Source organism: Streptococcus lactarius (assembly GCF_016642265.1).
In the GTDB taxonomy this organism is placed as follows: domain Bacteria; phylum Bacillota; class Bacilli; order Lactobacillales; family Streptococcaceae; genus Streptococcus; species Streptococcus lactarius.
The window spans coordinates 67,833-84,314 of sequence record NZ_MRXX01000004.1 but is presented as its reverse complement, the minus strand read 5'-3'; the positions used below and the strand labels follow the sequence as shown (position 1 = coordinate 84,314).

Genomic DNA, 16,482 nt, shown 5'->3' with positions numbered 1-16,482 from the left:
GGATTATTTAGAGATATAACGGAGTCCTATAACTTTCATTCGAACACCAACAGTATACCGTTATTGCTGACGGTTTTGTAGAAAATTTCTATTCTGCTTTGTTTTCACACCATTTGGTTGAATAAATCTATTTCTTCATCGGAAGCAAAACTATTCGGTCCTTTTTCTTCACCATTTGGTCGTTCTCTATCCATTGAAAAAGTCAGAAGGAGCTGCCTTCTGACTTTCTTTATTTAGATGGACGAAGGAAAGGGATATGAATTAATCCTCTTTTTTCTTGCGAGCAAGGCCCAATCCAAGCAATCCAGCCATCGCACCTGCAAGAACAGCTGCAATTGAGTTTTCTGTACCTGTATTTGGAAGCGCAGGTGTTTGTGGGTTCCCAGGTTGTACAGGCTGTTCCGGAACTTCAGGAGTTGGTTCGCTTGGAACCTCTGGAGTTGGTGGAACAATTGGGGTTGGTGGGTTGTATGGAGTTGGTGGAACTGGCGTTGGTGGGGTTGGAATAGCTGTTTCCGTTACTACTTTATTCTTATGCCATTTCACTTCAGCTTCCGGTTTCACCGGTTTCGTGTTTGGAACGACTTCAGGAGTTGGTGGGGTTGGTTTGGTTGGTGGAGTTGGAGCGGTTGGTTCCTTCACATCAACCGTAATGACAGTATAGTTAGGTTCGGTAGGAGCTGTAGGAGCTGTTGGCGGAGTTGGTTCCGTCGGCTCTGCTGGTAGATTTTCAACTATAATCGTTGGTGGAATTGGAGCCTTTGGTTCGGTTGGTTTTGTTGGCTCTTTCGGTTCTTCACCTGGCTCTTTCGGAAGACCTACATTTGAGTTGATCGCAAACCAGTAAACCGTTGGCTGACCAGCTGCATTGGCACCATTAGCGGTAAAGACTAAGTGACCATCTGTCATCTTCAAACCTGCTCCACCGTAATAGAGATATTTAGAAGATGGATTATCCCAACCTTCAAGAGTTGAAGAGGTTTCCCCGTTAAAGACGGAACCATGTTCAATATATTGGTTATCTTTGAAGGAAGTTACTTCTTTAGTAGCCGCATCATAAGAAACGCTTGAGTTTGGAATTGGAATAAATTTATTACTTCCAACATTTACAGATTCTTGGTGTTTTACTGTTTCGAATTTCTTCTTAGGTGTGAACGTAATTTGACCAGTCGTTGCATCTACTTTGTATGATCCGAGAACGTCATCCTTACCTTCAAAGGTGAATTCTTCCGTTCCAATAGAATGAACACTTCCTGAACCTGAAGCATTCACAGTTAAGGCATCTGTTACTTCTTCCTTCTCAGGAGTTGTACCTGGTGCCCATTTACCTGCCTCGACTTCTACATAACCATAGGTCTGTGTCACGATTTTAAGAGGATTGTTCGCCGAAATGGAAACAGTAGCAGTCCCAAAGTCTGCTTTTCCTGTTTTAACCTTCACTTCATTGTTTTCAATGCTCATTGATGAACCATCTGCATACGGGTCCCATGTCCCCCGTACAGTGTTGCCATTCACATCCTTGGCTTCTACTGTGATCGCACGAGGTTTGTCTCCACTATCTACATAGGAAGCACCTGTCCAGTGGTTAAGGGAGTTCAAAGCGACAATGGCATTGCGTTTTGTCAAATCAAATTTATTGCCATTACCATCATAAAATTCAATATCGACAGCAACTTTAACAGGTTTATCTTGGTCTGTTGAAGCACCAACTGTAAGGGTTACTGTTGGATCTGCGCTGACTGCTGCAATCCCTTTGCCATTGTTTGATGGAAGACTTAAAATCTCATAACGGTAAATCACACGTTTGATTGGATACATATCCGCATCTTCACGCATGCTAGACTGGTTCAAGTTGTCATAGGTCACAACAAATTTGTCGCCCTCTTTCACTTGAATGTATTCCGTCTCATTATTCGCCCAAGGACTGGTTGCTACAATATCTATAGCTTCCAATTTATTGGAATCATATTGTTGCACATTGCTAGTATTCAAACGAGCTTGGGCATCACGAGTAAGGTAGGTGCTGATCCCATCAATGACATGCGTTGCTCCGCCTTCACGTTGGAAGGTCAAATCTTGGACAGTTGACACATTTTTAATATCTGCATACGCATTGTCTGTCATATATTTATCGTATGCTTCTTTAGCATCCGTATATTGTTTTTTGGCAATTTCGTATTCAGCTAATTTCTTTTGATAAGCAATATAGTCATTTTCATACTGTGTTTTTTCAGCATTGTATGTTGCAAGATCCGCTTCGTATCGAGCCTTTGCGGCATCTTCTTCTGCTTTCTTAGCCAGCAACTGATCATAAGCTACTTTGTCTTTATCATATTGGGCTTTCTTAGCTTGGTATTTTTGTAAATCTTTGTCGTATTGCGCTTTAGCTGCATTATAAACAGCCATTTCTGCATCATATTTAGCTTTTGCTTCTGCATTGGCCTTATCCGCTGCTGCTTTTTCAGCTACTTTAACATCATATTCTGCTTTTTTCGTGTTGTATTCAGCTAAGGTTGCTTTATAAGCTTCTTGTTGCGTATTGTAGTCTTCTACTTGCTTCTTATAAGTTGCTTCCGCATCTGCATTTCTCTTTTCCATCAAGGTGATTTCTTGAGATTTTGCTTCATACTCTGCTTTTGCCTTCTTGTAGTTTTCAACGGCTGTATTGATTTTAGCTGTTTGAACTTTATTATCCACTTCTGCTGCTGCAATCGATGGTTGGATTTTTTCAGCCTCTTCTGTTACTGTCGCACCTTCTGTCTTTGCAGTTGCTTTTGCTTTTTCAAGTTCTGGTGACTCTACATAAGTAGTTGTAACGGTTTTGTTCCCTTCTGTCACAGTTGTAGATGTTAATTGAGAGGTTGCATGATCAGTTGCAGTAGCAGCCGTTGTAGCTTCTGCTGCAGGCGTAGTGACTTCATCAGCCTTGACCTCAGCTCCATAGGCATTGACAGTTACCAATCCGGCAACAGCCAATGAAACAACACCGACTGATAACTTACGGATGGAAAATGTTTCTTGCTTGGAAGAATGCTCTCGATAGCTCTTCATATTTTAGTAGTCTCCTTATTGTTTTAATCAAAAAAACTCACTGTAGGGGCAAAAAAATGCTACTACCAGTTAATCATATTCTATCACAATTGACTTTTTTCATAGAATTGTCGAGTTTGTAATTTTTTATTCCTTTAATTAAACACTATTTAATTTTACAGGCAGTTGCGATTTCCTCTTTTGGTTGCTTGCATTTAGTAGGATCAATTATTGAAATTTTCAAGAGTTTTCAACGATTTTCAATGTATGTTTTCTTAATGAACAGGGAAATTTTACCCATTCAAGAAGGCAATTTTTTAATACTTACAAGTTATACTCTTAGTATATACTAAATAGTTATGTAAAATTTTCCCCGATTTTTCACGAAAGTACAAAATAATGATATTGCTTGTCGGATTTTTAAATGGTTCCCTGTTTCCTATGGTAAATTCTTCAATCAGACAACTAGATCGTCATAGACCTCCAATTTCAGTATAGAAAAAGGGAGCAAGAGCTAACAAATGCCATTCGACATTTGTTAGCTCCCACTCCCACGAGGCTAATGAGAAACTGCCCCTTGGTACAGGTAAAAAGCCTAGTTCAAGTGCCAGATATCTTCGTTGTACTGAGCGATGGTACGGTCAGATGAGAAGAATCCTGCTTTGGCAATGTTCACAATGACTTTGTCCAACCATGCATCACGATCTTCGTAGTCTGCCAACATTTTTTCTTTCACTTTGATGTAGTCTTCCAAGTCAAGGAGAGTCATGAACCAGTCTTTGTTAATCAATTCATTGTGAAGACGATTCAAACGCTCTTCATTACCAACTGCAAGAACAGCATCGCTGACGATAAAGTCTACTAATGGTTTGATGGCTTCACGATTGTAGAATTCGGTTGAGTGGTAAGCAGATTTCGCATAAAGGTCAATAACTGTTTCTGAATCTTTACCAAAGATATAGATGTTTTCATTGCCAACCAACTCAGCGATTTCCACATTTGCACCGTCCATAGTACCGAGTGTCAAGGCACCATTCAACATAAATTTCATGTTACCAGTACCTGAAGCTTCTTTAGAAGCAAGAGAGATTTGTTCTGAGATATCACTTGCAGGAATAAGGAAGCTTGCTGCAGTAACATTGTAGTTTTCAACCATGACTACTTGCAAGTATGGTGACACTTCTGGATCGTTTGCAATCACTTCTGACAAGCAAAGAATCAAGTGGATGATGTCTTGAGCGATCGTGTAGGCAGGAGCTGCTTTCCCACCGAAGAATACTGTGATAGGACGAGCTGGAATGTTTCCTGCTTTGATATCAAGATACTTATGAATCACATACAAAGCGTTCATTTGTTGACGTTTGTATTCATGAAGACGTTTGATTTGAGTATCAAAGATAGAGTTTGGATTGATTTCAACACCTTGATGTTCTTTCAAGTGGTGAGCCAATTTACGTTTATTGTGGGCTTTAATATCTTCCAATTTTTCTTTGACAGCAGCTTTATCTTCATAAAACATAAGATTTTGTAGCTCTTCTGCTTGATGATGCCAACCATGTCCAAGAATATAGTCTAGATAATGAGACAAGCTTGGGTTTGCGTGCATGAGCCAACGACGGAAGGTGATACCGTTTGTTTTGTTGTTGAATTTTTCAGGGTAAATGTCGTAGAAGGCTTTCAACTCAGAATTCTTCAAGATCTCAGTGTGAAGAGCGGCAACCCCATTTACACTGAATCCATAGTGGATATCCATGTGAGCCATGTGGACACGACCATTTTCATCGATGATTTGAACTGCTGGATCAGTGTATTCTGCTTTCACGCGACGGTCCAGTTCTTTGATGATTGGTACCAAGTGAGGAACTACTTCTTCCAAGAATTCAAGAGGCCATTTTTCAAGGGCTTCAGCAAGAATTGTGTGGTTTGTGTAAGCAATCATGCTACGAACGATTGAGATTGCTTCATCAAGCTCGATACCACGTTCAGTCAACAGACGGATCAATTCAGGAATCACCATTGATGGGTGAGTATCGTTGATTTGTACAACTGCGTAGTCCGCAAGATCGTGCAAGTTGCTTCCTTTTTCGATTGCTTCATCGATGATCAATTGTGCACCGTTTGAAACCATGAAGTATTGTTGGAAGATACGAAGCAATTCGCCTTGACGGTCGCTATCATCTGGATAAAGGAAAAGTGTCAAGTTACGAGCGATATCTGTCTTATCAAATTGGATTCCATCATGGATGATTGATGAATCAACTGAATCCAAGTCAAATAAACGCAAGCGGTTCTTCGTTGCTATTTTATAACCTGGCACATCGATATCATAAAGAGTTGATGTTAATGTAAAGTGTGCAAATGGTACTTGATAACTACGGCTTGAGCGAACCAACCAGTTTTGATCAGTCAACCACGCATTTGGAATGGTTTCTTGTTGGTTGTTTTTAAGAACTTGTTGGAACAAACCAAAGTGATAGTTCAATCCAACCCCATCTCCGTTTAAACCAAGAGTAGCGATAGAGTCGATAAAGCAGGCAGCCAAACGACCCAATCCACCATTCCCTAGAGATGGTTCCAATTCCACTTCTTCAATTTCAATCAAATCTTTACCAGCATCTGATAATTCTTTTTTCACTTCGTCATAAAGACCGAGGTTGATCAAGTTATTTGACAAAAGTTTCCCAATCAAGAACTCAGCAGAGATGTAGTAAACTTTTTTCTTGCTTGTATTGACTGGTTTTAGGCTACTAACCATTTTACTATAGTTCAATAGGGCAATGTAGAGTTCTTCGTTACTACATTCGGAAATAGATTTATTGTATTGTTTTTGTATAAATTTTGGTAATGGTAACATGATTAAGTATCTCCTGATATTCTCTTTATTTCTTTAATTCTACCAAATTTTCATTAATTCTGCGATAAATCGTTGTCAAATCAAGCAAAGTTTCTTCGACAGCTGGAGTCAATTGATCCGCTGTCATCCGCCATGACCAGTTACCACCAAGAGTTGATGGGAAGTTCATCCGAGCAGAGCCATCTAACTCAAGCAAGTCTTGCATAGTAGCAATCGCCATGAAGCTGACGGAAGCAAAGACGGTGCGAAGCATAGCATGTGGTACAGATTCGTACTCTTTCCGGTTGGTATAACGAGCAAGGTACTCACGAGTTGGATCGTCGATTTCATTGCGGTACCATCCAAGAACTGTGTTGTTATCATGTGTTCCAGTGTACATCACAGAGTTGTTTGGTGCCAAGTGAGGGCTATCGATACTTTCATCGTCAGGATTGAAGGCAAATTGAAGAATCTTCATTCCTGGGAAACCAGTACGTTCGCGAAGCTCAATGACTTCATCCGTCATAAAGCCAAGGTCCTCAGCGATGATGTTCAAATCACCGAGTTCTTCCTTCACGGCTGCAAAGAGTTTGTAGCCAGGACCTTTGACCCATTTACCAGGTGCTGCAGTTTCAGAACCAGCTGGGATTTCCCAGTATGATTCGAAACCACGGAAGTGGTCGATCCGAACGATGTCGTAGATCTTGAAACTTTCACGCAAGCGTTCAATCCACCATTGGTAGCCATCTTTGTCCATTGCTTCCCAGTCATAGATTGGGTTACCCCAAAGTTGACCAGTTGCTGAGAACTCATCTGGCGGGCATCCTGCAATACAAGTTGCTTTCCCGTTTTCATCTGTTTTGAAGAGATGAGGATTAGCCCACATGTCGCTTGAATCTTCTGCTACATAGATTGGCATATCTCCCACAATTTCAATGTGGTGGTCGTTGGCATAAGCTTTCAATGTCAACCATTGTTGGAAGAAGAAGAATTGAGTCACACGGTGGTAAGTCAATTGATCCACCAATTCTTCACGGTATTGAGCCAAAGCTTTTGGTTCACGTGCACGAATAGCTGCATCTGGCCATTCTGTCCATGCTTTCAAATCAAAGTGTTCTTTGATAGCCATGTATTCTGCAAATAGCTCCAACCAAGAAGTATTGGCTTCGCAAAAGGCTTGGAATCCTTTTTGATCTCCTGATTTCAAGAAGTTCGCAACAGCTTTTTCAAGTAGCGGACGACGTTGTTCGAAAACCTTTGCATAATCCACTTGAGTAGGATCTTGACCAAAGTCCACTCCTTTAAGGTCTGCTTCTGTCAACAAACCTTGCTCGATCAAAAGATCGAAATCAATAAAATGAGTGTTCCCAGCAAAAGCTGAGAAAGACTGATATGGAGAATCTCCATAACTAGTTGTACCAAGCGGCAAGATTTGCCAGTAACGCTGCTTGGTCCGAACGAGAAAATCAACAAAATCATAAGCTGATTGTCCGAATGATCCGATTCCGTATTGTCCAGGAAGGGAAGAAATGTGCATCAAAACACCACTTTGACGTTTTTTCATAGGTTACCACCTCTTTTTATTTCTTTGAAGCCTGCGATTCGGTGCACGGTATGGGTATCGTTGCAGAGTCGTATCCAGCTCTCAAGCGGCTCTACTCTTTGTTAAAATCGAACAGGCGCAACTCAGTTTACGCATTTTTTGCGAAAACGTTTGCGTACCATGCCATTATAAACTTTTTCCATATTTTCTGCAAGGGGTTTCTTAAAAAACTTTTTATCTTTTTTAAAAAGCCCCGTACCACTAGTTTAGTATTTATTATTAGCAATGTCAATGAATTAGCGGTTTTTATAGAAGAAAGTTCGGAATTAAAATATTTTTTAAAAAATTTTTAAAATCTACTTGCAAACGTTTTCTTCTTGTGATATACTTAAGTCGTTTTAGGAAAACGTTTGTCTAAAACGCTTTCTAATTATTATCTTTTTTTATTCTTTAGGAGGAATAAATCATGAAACGTACAATTTTACGTAGTGCTGCTGTACTTGGTACAGTTGGTTTTGCCGGATTCTTACTTGCTGCTTGTAGCAATAGCTCATCAAGCTCTTCAGATTCAAGTAAAGAAATCAACGTTTATGTAGATAAAGGCTACAAATCTTATATTGAAGAAGCTGCAAAAGCTTTCGAAAAAGAAAATGGTATCAAAGTAAAAGTGAAGACTGGTGATGCTCTTGGTGGATTGGATAACCTTTCTCTTGATAACCAATCTAAAAAAGCTCCAGACGTAATGATGGCACCATACGACCGTGTAGGTGGTCTTGGTAACGATGGCCAATTGGCTGAAGTGAAATTGAGCAAAGACAGCCACACAGACAAAACTACAGAAGCTCTTGTAACAAACGGTGGTAAAGTATACGGTGCACCTGCTGTTATCGAAACATTGGTTCTCTACTATAACAAAGATCTCTTGAGCGAAGCTCCAAAAACTTTCTCTGATCTTGAAAACCTTTCAAAAGACAGCAAGTATGATTTTGCTAGCGAACCTGGTAAAAACACTGCTTTCTTAGCTGACTGGACAAACTTCTACTACGCTTACGGACTTCTTTCTGGTAACGGTGGATATGTCTTTGGTAAAAATGGTACAGATCCAAAAGATATTGGTTTGAACAATAAAGGTGCTATCGATGGTATCGAATATGCGAAAACTTGGTATGCAAAATGGCCAAAAGGATTGCAAGATACCAAAGGTGCTGCTAACTTCATCCAAACTCAATTCCAAGAAGGTAAAACTGCTGCCATCATTGATGGTCCTTGGAAAGCCGCTTCATTGAAAGAAGCTAAAGTCAACTATGGTGTTGCAACGATTCCAACCCTTCCAAACGGAAAACAATATTCTGCCTTTGGTGGTGGTAAAGCTTGGGTTATCCCTGCAGGTGCGAAAAACCTTGATGGCGCTCAAAAATTCATCGACTACTTGACAAACACTGACCAACAAAAAGCTTTGTTTGACAAGACAAACGAAGTTCCTGCTAACACAGAAGCTCGTAAATATGCAGTTGGTAAAAATGATGAATTGACAACTGCCGTTGTTGAACAATTCAAGAACGCTCAACCAATGCCTAACATCTCAGAAATGAGTACTGTTTGGGATCCAGCTGCTACCATGCTCTTCGATGCTGTAAGCGGTAAGAAATCTGCTAAAGACGCTGCTGACGATGCTGTTAAATTGATTAAAGAAACTATTGAACAAAAATTCGGTAGCAAATAAGACAGTTTTTAGGTTTGAGTAAGAGGTTGGAGACTAGGTCCCAACCTCTTATCTTGAATTATCAGGCCAATCCTCAACTGTCGAACTCGTCTTCTTGCTTGCTAGCAAGGATATTTATAAGGAGATCTGAATGACTACAGAACAAAACCCTAAAAAGGCGATGGGGCTATCTTTGATCCCAGGTCTTGGGCAAATTTATAACAAACAGAAAGCTAAAGGGGCTATCTTCCTTGCCGTTACCGCTCTCTTTCTCGTTTACTTCCTTGGAAGTGGGGCTGGGGAACTGGCTAAGTTGGTCACACTTGGAACCGTTCGTGGACAAGATAATTCCCTCTTTATCTTGATTCGTGGCGCTTTTCACTTGATCATCACCGTTGTCTACTTCCTCTTTTATGCTTTAAACATCAGAGATGCAGGAACCGTTGCGAAACGGATCAACAATGGTATTGCCGTTCCAAAAACGTTGAAGGAGATGGTTCATGCGATCTATGAGAATGGATTCCCTTATTTATTGATTATCCCTTCTTATATTGCTATGACCTTTGCGATTATCTTCCCAGTTTTGGTAACCTTGATGATCGCCTTTACCAACTACGACTTCAAGCACACGGCGCCAACTACCTTACTGGACTGGATTGGCTTCCAAAACTTCACAAACATGTGGACCTTGAGCACCTTCCGTTCAGCTTTCACCTCTGTTCTTGGTTGGACCTTGATTTGGGCTCTTGCAGCATCTACTCTTCAAATCGTACTTGGAATCTTGACAGCTATTATCGCCAACCAACCATTCGTAAAAGGAAAACGAATCTTTGGAGTTATCTTCTTGCTTCCATGGGCGGTGCCAGCCTTTATCACTATCCTAACCTTCTCAAATATGTTTAATGATAGTGTTGGGGCCATCAATGCGCAAGTTCTTCCTTTATTTGCGAAAATCTTCCCATTCTTAGATGGGGTCTTGATTCCTTGGAAGACTGATCCTACTTGGACTAAAATCGCTTTGATTATGATGCAAGGTTGGCTTGGTTTCCCTTACATCTATGTCTTGACTTTGGGGATCCTTCAATCAATTCCAAACGATCTTTACGAAGCTGCTTATATTGACGGCGCCAACGGTTGGCAAAAATTCCGCAACATCACTTTCCCAATGATCCTTGCGGTTGCAGCACCAACCTTGATTAGTCAATACACCTTCAACTTTAACAACTTCTCCATCATTTACTTGTTTAACGATGGGGGACCTGGTTCTGTCGGAGGAAATGCTGGATCTACAGATATCTTGATCTCTTGGATTTATAAGTTGACAACCAATACCTCTCCTCAATATTCAATGGCCGCAGCGGTTACCTTGATTATTTCTGTGATCGTGATCTCTATCTCTATGATCGCATTCAAGAAACTACATGCATTTGATATGGAGGATGTATAAAATGAAAAATTCAGTTCAATTTAAACGCCGCCTCAATCATTTCTTGACTTACCTGTACATGGTGGTTCTTTCAATCGTTATCATTTATCCATTGTTGATTACGGTTCTATCAGCCTTCAAATCGGGGAATGTCAGTGCCTTTACACTTGATTTTAGTGGCAAGCTTAGTCTAGATAACTTCTCAAAACTTTTCTCTGAAACTCATTATGGCACTTGGTATATGAACACCTTGGTGATCGCCATTATCACCATGATTGTACAAACAAGTATCGTTACCTTCGCAGGTTACGCATACAGCCGTTACAATTTCTTGGCTCGTAAACAAAGTTTGGTCTTCTTCTTGATTATTCAAATGGTCCCAACCATGGCAGCCCTCACAGCCTTCTTCGTTATGGCTTTGATGCTGAATGCCTTGAACCAACCTTGGTTCTTGATCTTCCTTTATGTTGGTGGTGGGATTCCAATGAATGCCTGGTTGATGAAGGGATACTTCGATACTGTTCCAATTTCCCTCGATGAATCTGCGAAATTGGATGGAGCTGGACACTTCCGTCGCTTCTGGCAAATCGTCCTTCCTCTCGTTCGTCCAATGATTGCCGTTCAAGCACTTTGGGCTTTCATGGGACCTTTCGGAGACTATATCTTGTCTAAATTCTTGCTTCGTGACGAAGTGAACTATACGGTAGCCGTTGGTCTTCAAACCTTTATCAGTGACCAAAAAAATCAAAAAATCGCCTTCTTTGCAGCCGGTGCTATTTTGATCGCAGTTCCAATCTGTATTCTATTCTTCTTCCTACAAAAGAACTTTGTTTCAGGCTTGACAGCTGGTGGGGACAAAGGATAAAATAGTATTTTGGTACATACATATTTTATTTTTAAGTTAAGGGTAGTATGGCTTTTGGTCCTTACTACCTTTCGTTAAGGATAAAATCCAAATAAGAGGCCCCTTTTATTGCCCTCGTTCTTCATGCTTAGAAAGGTTTTGTTATGCCCTATCCTTTTAATTATTTTGCTAGTATCTTTGGTTTCCGCTCTTCATTTGCCAACCGCAAAAAACTCAGCTGGTTTCAAATGATCTTTACTTCTTTCTTTTTGATTTCTATTACGCTAGTCCCTGTGGCTCTGCAAAACGCCCAACGTAATACCTATCCATTGACAACCTTTGTTAGCGATGTGTTTGATCCTTTAACGGAGGATGTTATGAAAGACTTGAAAGAAAGTGTCCGTATTGACCAGCATGAACTAGTCTATAACAGTCATTTTGGAGTTCATAAGAACAAAGCTGGCCATGTTATCATCGGTCATCACGAAGGAACTTCATTAGGTGAAAAATTAACCCTCTATTTCGATAAGACTCAACTAGTAATTAGCAGAGAAAATAAAGAACTTGCAAGCATTCCTTATCAGGCAATCAATCAAAAGAGTCTTGAAAATAAAGATGCTTTAAGCCAAGCCATTTCCAAAGATTGGTTCCAAGCCAATCGATTGGCCGTTAGCCTCTTCCTCGTCCTCTTCTCAGGTTTCTTATCTGCTGTGAATTTTGCAATTTTAGTATTTGGAGCCTCTTTCTTCCTCTACCTGACTCGAAAATCTCGACTCTTTTCACTCCAAACCTTCAAGGAATGTTTCAACTGTATTCTGAATTGCTTGGGACTCCCTATTTTACTAAGTGTCCTCGTCAGTTTGCTCTTCCACCAAGTATTTACCACAACGATTATGATCCAGAACGTCTTATTTGTACTCTATCTTGCCATGGTATTTTATAAGACCCACTTCCGTGATCCAGACTATCGCCGTTAGGAGGTTTTCTTATGCGTGTTACCATCAAAGATGTTGCAAAACTCGCTGGCGTCGCGCCTTCTACTGTCACGCGCGTCATTCAAAATAAATCCACGATTAGTGACCAAACAAAAAAACGGGTCCGAGCGGCTATGGTCGAGCTGGACTACCATCCCAACCTCAATGCTCGTAGCCTTGTCAGCCAATCGAGTCAAGTCATTGCTTTGGTCCTTCCAATCGATAGTGATGTTTTCTACCAAAACCCGTTCTTCCCAACAGTTTTAAGAGGAATTACCCAGATCGCTTCAGACAATGACTATGCCATCCAAATTTGTACTGGGCAAAACGAAGAAAAACGTCTCGAGAATCTCAAACAACTGATCTACGGTAATCGTGTAGATGGTTTGATTTTCCTTTATTCAAACCCAAATGATCCACTTGTCGAATTTGCAATCAATGACAAATTCCCGTTCCTCATCCTTGGAAAGGCCGCTTCACCTTTTGTATCGCTGGTGGATAACGACAACATCAAGGCTGCGTTTGATGCGACGGATTATTTGATTCAGCAAAACTATCGAAAAATTGCTTTTATCGGAGGAAACAAGGAGCTATTCGTTTCTCAAGACCGCTACGAAGGATACAAAGAAGCCCTTCAACAGGCTGGCATCCCTCTAGATGAAAAATTAGTGAAGTTTTCATTTGGTTTTATGCTGGAAGACAATTCCTATCAAATTATGGAAACTCTCCCTTTGACCGATCTGGATGCAATTTTGACAACAGATATTCTGGTAGCTGAAGGGGTTCGCAAATACCTTTCTGAACAACAGTTAACCATTCCAATTGTTTCTTTTGATTCCATCAAACCGCGGCTGGATATTGAAGCCTATATCGATATCAATGCTGTCGAATTAGGGCGTGAATCTGTCCGAACAATTCTTCAGATCATCAAGGACCACAAAGAAGGAAAAACTGTTTGCTACCGTCAATTAATTGACCACTCGATTACGAAACTATAGGAGTCTTTATGTCTACATTTACTGCTTATTTAGATGATCAAGACTTGATTCGTATCCAAAAAGGAGAGGAGAGCATCCTTCCTTTTTATTTGGAAACAAATCAAGGTCCCCTTGCTATACTGCCTGTAAAACTTTCCAGTGCAGCCCACGAAAAAGAAGATTATTTCCTAAGTCCTATTCCACTAGAACTTGGAAAAGAATATCGTATTTGTGATGAAACTGGATCTTCTTCTCTTCTTTACTACGGAGAAATCGTTCGTAAACCGATCTTTGATCAAACCTTCACCTATGATGGTGATGATCTTGGAAGTTTCTACACACCCAGCCAGACTCAGTTTAAATTCTGGGCTCCGATTTCGCAAGACGTGACCCTCCATATTCAGGGGCAGGTACATTCCATGACTCGAACTGAGAACGGGGTCTGGGAACTCTTGCTCAAGGGAGACTGGGAAGGGGCTAGCTACCACTATGAATTCCGTGTCAACGGTATCGAACGTCGGATCCATGATCCTTATGCCTTATCTTCATTAGCTAACTCTGGCGATAGCTTGGTCATTGACCGCAAAAAAATAACGCATCCCATCACACGTGCTACGAATCAACTAGACCCGACAGATGCGATCCTCTATGAGATGAGCGTCCGTGATTTCTCCGTCCAAAAAGAGGCTGGATTTAAACACCCTGGGAAGTTTACGGCTCTGACAGAATCTCCTCAACTGAATGGGGAGAAGCTTGGATTTGACTACATTCGCCATCTTGGCATCACTCATGTTCAGCTACTACCCGTCTATGATTTTGGCAGTGTCGACGAAGAGGATCAATTCAAGGCCTACAACTGGGGCTATGACCCTGTTCAATACAATGTCCCTGAGGGAAGCTATACCAGCGACCCAAACGATCCTTATGCGCGAATCCTAGAACTTCAAGAGACTATTGCGACTTATCACAAGGCCAACCTCAGTGTCATTATGGATGTGGTCTACAATCATGTCTACAAGGCAGATGAATATGCTTTTGAACAAATTGTTCCAGGTTATTTCTATCGCTACGATACAAATGGCGAACGAACCAACGGGACTTTTTGTGGGAATGATGTAGCAAGTGAACGCGCCATGGTTCGTCGTTACATCAAACAGTCTCTCAAGCAATGGGTTGAGCTATACGGCTTTGATGGTTTTCGATTTGACCTGATGGGAATCCTGGATATCCAAACCATGACAGAGATCGCAGAAGAGCTCCGTACTATCTATCCAAACATCTACCTCTATGGGGAAGGGTGGAAGATGGATACAGGTCTCTCAGAAGAACGGCTAGCCCATCAATACAAAGCTAGCGAATTACCAGCCTATGGCTTTTTCAGTGACAATTTCCGTGATACGATTAAGCGAACACTCTTAGCTGGCCACCGTCGCGACAGCCGGTACCTTGAAAACGACTTTGCCAATATCCTGACAGCAAATGTCGGAAAAATTGCCCCAGCTCATTTCATGCAACCCCAACAAGCTATCCAGTATGTAGAATGTCATGACAATGCGACTGTATTTGACTATTTCCAAATTGAGAAGGGACAAGTCTCTCTAGAAGAAAGAAAAGCTTTATCCCGCCTCGCTCTTCACTTGGTATTACTAGCTCAAGGTGTTCCCTTTATCCATGCCGGCCAAGAATTTTACCGTTCAAAAGATCTGGAAGAGAATACTTACAACCTCCCGGATAGCCTGAACCAACTAGATTGGACTTCTCTGGCAAATTGTCAGGAAGAAATTTCTTTCGTGAAAGAGTTGATGGCCTACCGTAAATCACAACCTCTCCTCCATTTGAAGAGAGGACAAGAGATCCGGGACTATTGTGATGTCAACTGGTTGTCAGACCATCATTTTGCTTACACTATTGAAAAGAATCGTGAGAAAATAACGATTATCGTGAATATAGGGAATCACGAAATGAACTACCAACATCCAAGAGATAGTCAATTGCTGTTTGCCTACCCGCAGGCCAACCTCCAATTGCCGATTGCAAAAGGTCAGGAGCTCACCCTTTCTGCCCATAGTTGGCTTCTTCTCCACGAAACTTATTAAGTACAAAAACAAGGCCACCACAGGAAATGTGGGGCCTTGTTTTTAATCTTCTGTTTCCACAAAACGTCCAATGATATGAACGTTGTCTGAAATCGTAATAAAAGCCTGTGGATCAGCCTTTCTCATAATGTATTTGAATTCATTAAACTCTGCACGGGTAATAACCGTCAATAAAACTGCTTTGGCCTGATGGTTATATGTCCCTTCTGCATTGTGGATGATCGTTGCTCCACGATGCAATTTTTTATGGATCTTTTCAATAATAGCATCTGGCTGGCTCGTTACAATCATGGCCTGCATCCGTTTTTGTTTGGTAAAGACAGCATCGGTTACTCGGCTCGACACAAAGATGGTAATCATCGAATAAAGAGCATATTTCCAACCAAAAGTCAGACCTGCAATCAGCATGATGGTCCCATTGACCAAAAAGGAAATGCTCCCGACATTCTTTCCAGTCCGCTTTCGAATGGTCAAACTGACAATGTCCGTCCCCCCACTGGAAATGTTATTCCGAAGGGCAAAACCAATCCCTGTCCCCATGACCACTCCTCCAAAGAGGGCATTCATAATGGGATCGTTTGTCAAGGTAACTACAGGGACAAACTGAATAAAGAAGGAACTCATCGAGACTGTGATAAAGGTAAAAATGGTAAATTTATGACCAATTTGATACCAAGCTACAATCATCAAGGGAATATTAATGGCATAAAAAGTCAAAGAAACCGGAATCGTAAAACCGATAAAACGATGGCTCAAAACAGATAATATCTGAGCCAACCCTGTTGCACCACTAGAATACACATGTCCTGGTTGGAAGAAGAAGTTGACGGCAATAGCTGATAAAAATCCATACAACAGAGATGCCGACACTTTTTCATCGTATTTCTCACGGGAGATACTCTTCATGACGCGCAATAATTTGATATTATAAGCTAGTCTTCGCACATGGTAGCGAAGGAGCTTACTAAAATGAGTTTTATTCATATTCAATCCATTGATCAAACGAAACGGGAACTTTGAGCAAAACGAATTGCTAAACTTCCCGTTCGCTATTTTG

At 41.0% G+C, this 16,482-nt stretch carries 10 protein-coding genes; 6 read left to right on the top strand and 4 right to left on the bottom strand.

Annotated features, from left to right (window positions below; genetic code table 11):
• Window positions 1-261: 261 nt before the first annotated feature.
• The 3 genes from BTU61_RS03735 to malQ form a co-directional block, all read right to left on the bottom strand.
• Entirely contained in the window at window positions 262-3,051 is a 2,790-nt protein-coding gene (locus BTU61_RS03735; protein ID WP_200772387.1) for a GbpC/Spa domain-containing protein, read from the bottom strand.
• 574 nt (window positions 3,052-3,625) lie between these two features.
• Window positions 3,626-5,884: a glycogen/starch/alpha-glucan family phosphorylase gene (glgP, locus tag BTU61_RS03730; RefSeq protein WP_200772386.1), complete on the bottom strand. Its 2,259-nt coding sequence runs from the start codon at window positions 5,882-5,884 to the stop codon at window positions 3,626-3,628.
• A 25-nt stretch (window positions 5,885-5,909) separates the two neighbouring features.
• Window positions 5,910-7,427, bottom strand: a complete 1,518-nt coding sequence (malQ, locus tag BTU61_RS03725; RefSeq protein ID WP_200772385.1) for a 4-alpha-glucanotransferase — start codon at window positions 7,425-7,427, stop codon at window positions 5,910-5,912.
• A gap of 445 nt (window positions 7,428-7,872) precedes the next feature.
• Here malQ and BTU61_RS03720 point away from each other — a divergent pair, with 445 nt between their 5' ends.
• The 6 genes from BTU61_RS03720 to pulA all read left to right on the top strand — a co-directional run bounded on the left by BTU61_RS03720 (window position 7,873) and on the right by pulA (window position 15,425).
• A complete protein-coding gene (locus BTU61_RS03720) occupies window positions 7,873-9,129 on the top strand; it encodes an extracellular solute-binding protein (protein WP_187538446.1) in 1,257 nt (418 codons plus the stop codon).
• 130 nt (window positions 9,130-9,259) lie between these two features.
• A complete protein-coding gene (locus tag BTU61_RS03715; RefSeq protein ID WP_200772384.1) occupies window positions 9,260-10,555 on the top strand; it encodes a sugar ABC transporter permease in 1,296 nt (431 codons plus the stop codon).
• A gap of 1 nt (window position 10,556) precedes the next feature.
• A complete protein-coding gene (locus BTU61_RS03710) occupies window positions 10,557-11,399 on the top strand; it encodes a sugar ABC transporter permease (protein WP_200772383.1) in 843 nt (280 codons plus the stop codon).
• A 143-nt stretch (window positions 11,400-11,542) separates the two neighbouring features.
• Entirely contained in the window at window positions 11,543-12,355 is an 813-nt protein-coding gene (locus BTU61_RS03705) for a DUF1189 family protein (protein ID WP_200772382.1), read from the top strand.
• An 11-nt stretch (window positions 12,356-12,366) separates the two neighbouring features.
• Window positions 12,367-13,350 carry a LacI family DNA-binding transcriptional regulator gene (locus BTU61_RS03700; protein WP_200772381.1) on the top strand — a complete coding sequence of 328 codons (984 nt, stop codon included), beginning with the start codon at window positions 12,367-12,369 and terminating at the stop codon, window positions 13,348-13,350.
• An 8-nt stretch (window positions 13,351-13,358) separates the two neighbouring features.
• On the top strand, window positions 13,359-15,425 hold the full coding sequence (gene pulA, locus BTU61_RS03695) for a type I pullulanase (RefSeq protein WP_200772380.1): 2,067 nt from the start codon (window positions 13,359-13,361) through the stop codon (window positions 15,423-15,425).
• A 42-nt stretch (window positions 15,426-15,467) separates the two neighbouring features.
• On the opposite strand, the gene BTU61_RS03690 is transcribed toward pulA, so the two are convergent.
• On the bottom strand, window positions 15,468-16,409 hold the full coding sequence (locus BTU61_RS03690) for a YitT family protein (RefSeq protein ID WP_187538458.1): 942 nt from the start codon (window positions 16,407-16,409) through the stop codon (window positions 15,468-15,470).
• Window positions 16,410-16,482: the final 73 nt, after the last annotated feature.

Excerpts from the sequence above, each read along its gene's own strand:
- BTU61_RS03735 (WP_200772387.1), bottom strand. The coding sequence starts at position 3,051 with ATGAAGAGCTATCGAGAGCATTCTTCCAAGCAAGAAACATTTTCCATC.
- glgP (WP_200772386.1), bottom strand. The coding sequence starts at position 5,884 with ATGTTACCATTACCAAAATTTATACAAAAACAATACAATAAATCTATT.
- malQ (WP_200772385.1), bottom strand. The coding sequence starts at position 7,427 with ATGAAAAAACGTCAAAGTGGTGTTTTGATGCACATTTCTTCCCTTCCT.
- BTU61_RS03720 (WP_187538446.1), top strand. The coding sequence starts at position 7,873 with ATGAAACGTACAATTTTACGTAGTGCTGCTGTACTTGGTACAGTTGGT.
- BTU61_RS03715 (WP_200772384.1), top strand. The coding sequence starts at position 9,260 with ATGACTACAGAACAAAACCCTAAAAAGGCGATGGGGCTATCTTTGATC.
- BTU61_RS03710 (WP_200772383.1), top strand. The coding sequence starts at position 10,557 with ATGAAAAATTCAGTTCAATTTAAACGCCGCCTCAATCATTTCTTGACT.
- BTU61_RS03705 (WP_200772382.1), top strand. The coding sequence starts at position 11,543 with ATGCCCTATCCTTTTAATTATTTTGCTAGTATCTTTGGTTTCCGCTCT.
- BTU61_RS03700 (WP_200772381.1), top strand. The coding sequence starts at position 12,367 with ATGCGTGTTACCATCAAAGATGTTGCAAAACTCGCTGGCGTCGCGCCT.
- pulA (WP_200772380.1), top strand. The coding sequence starts at position 13,359 with ATGTCTACATTTACTGCTTATTTAGATGATCAAGACTTGATTCGTATC.
- BTU61_RS03690 (WP_187538458.1), bottom strand. The coding sequence starts at position 16,409 with ATGAATAAAACTCATTTTAGTAAGCTCCTTCGCTACCATGTGCGAAGA.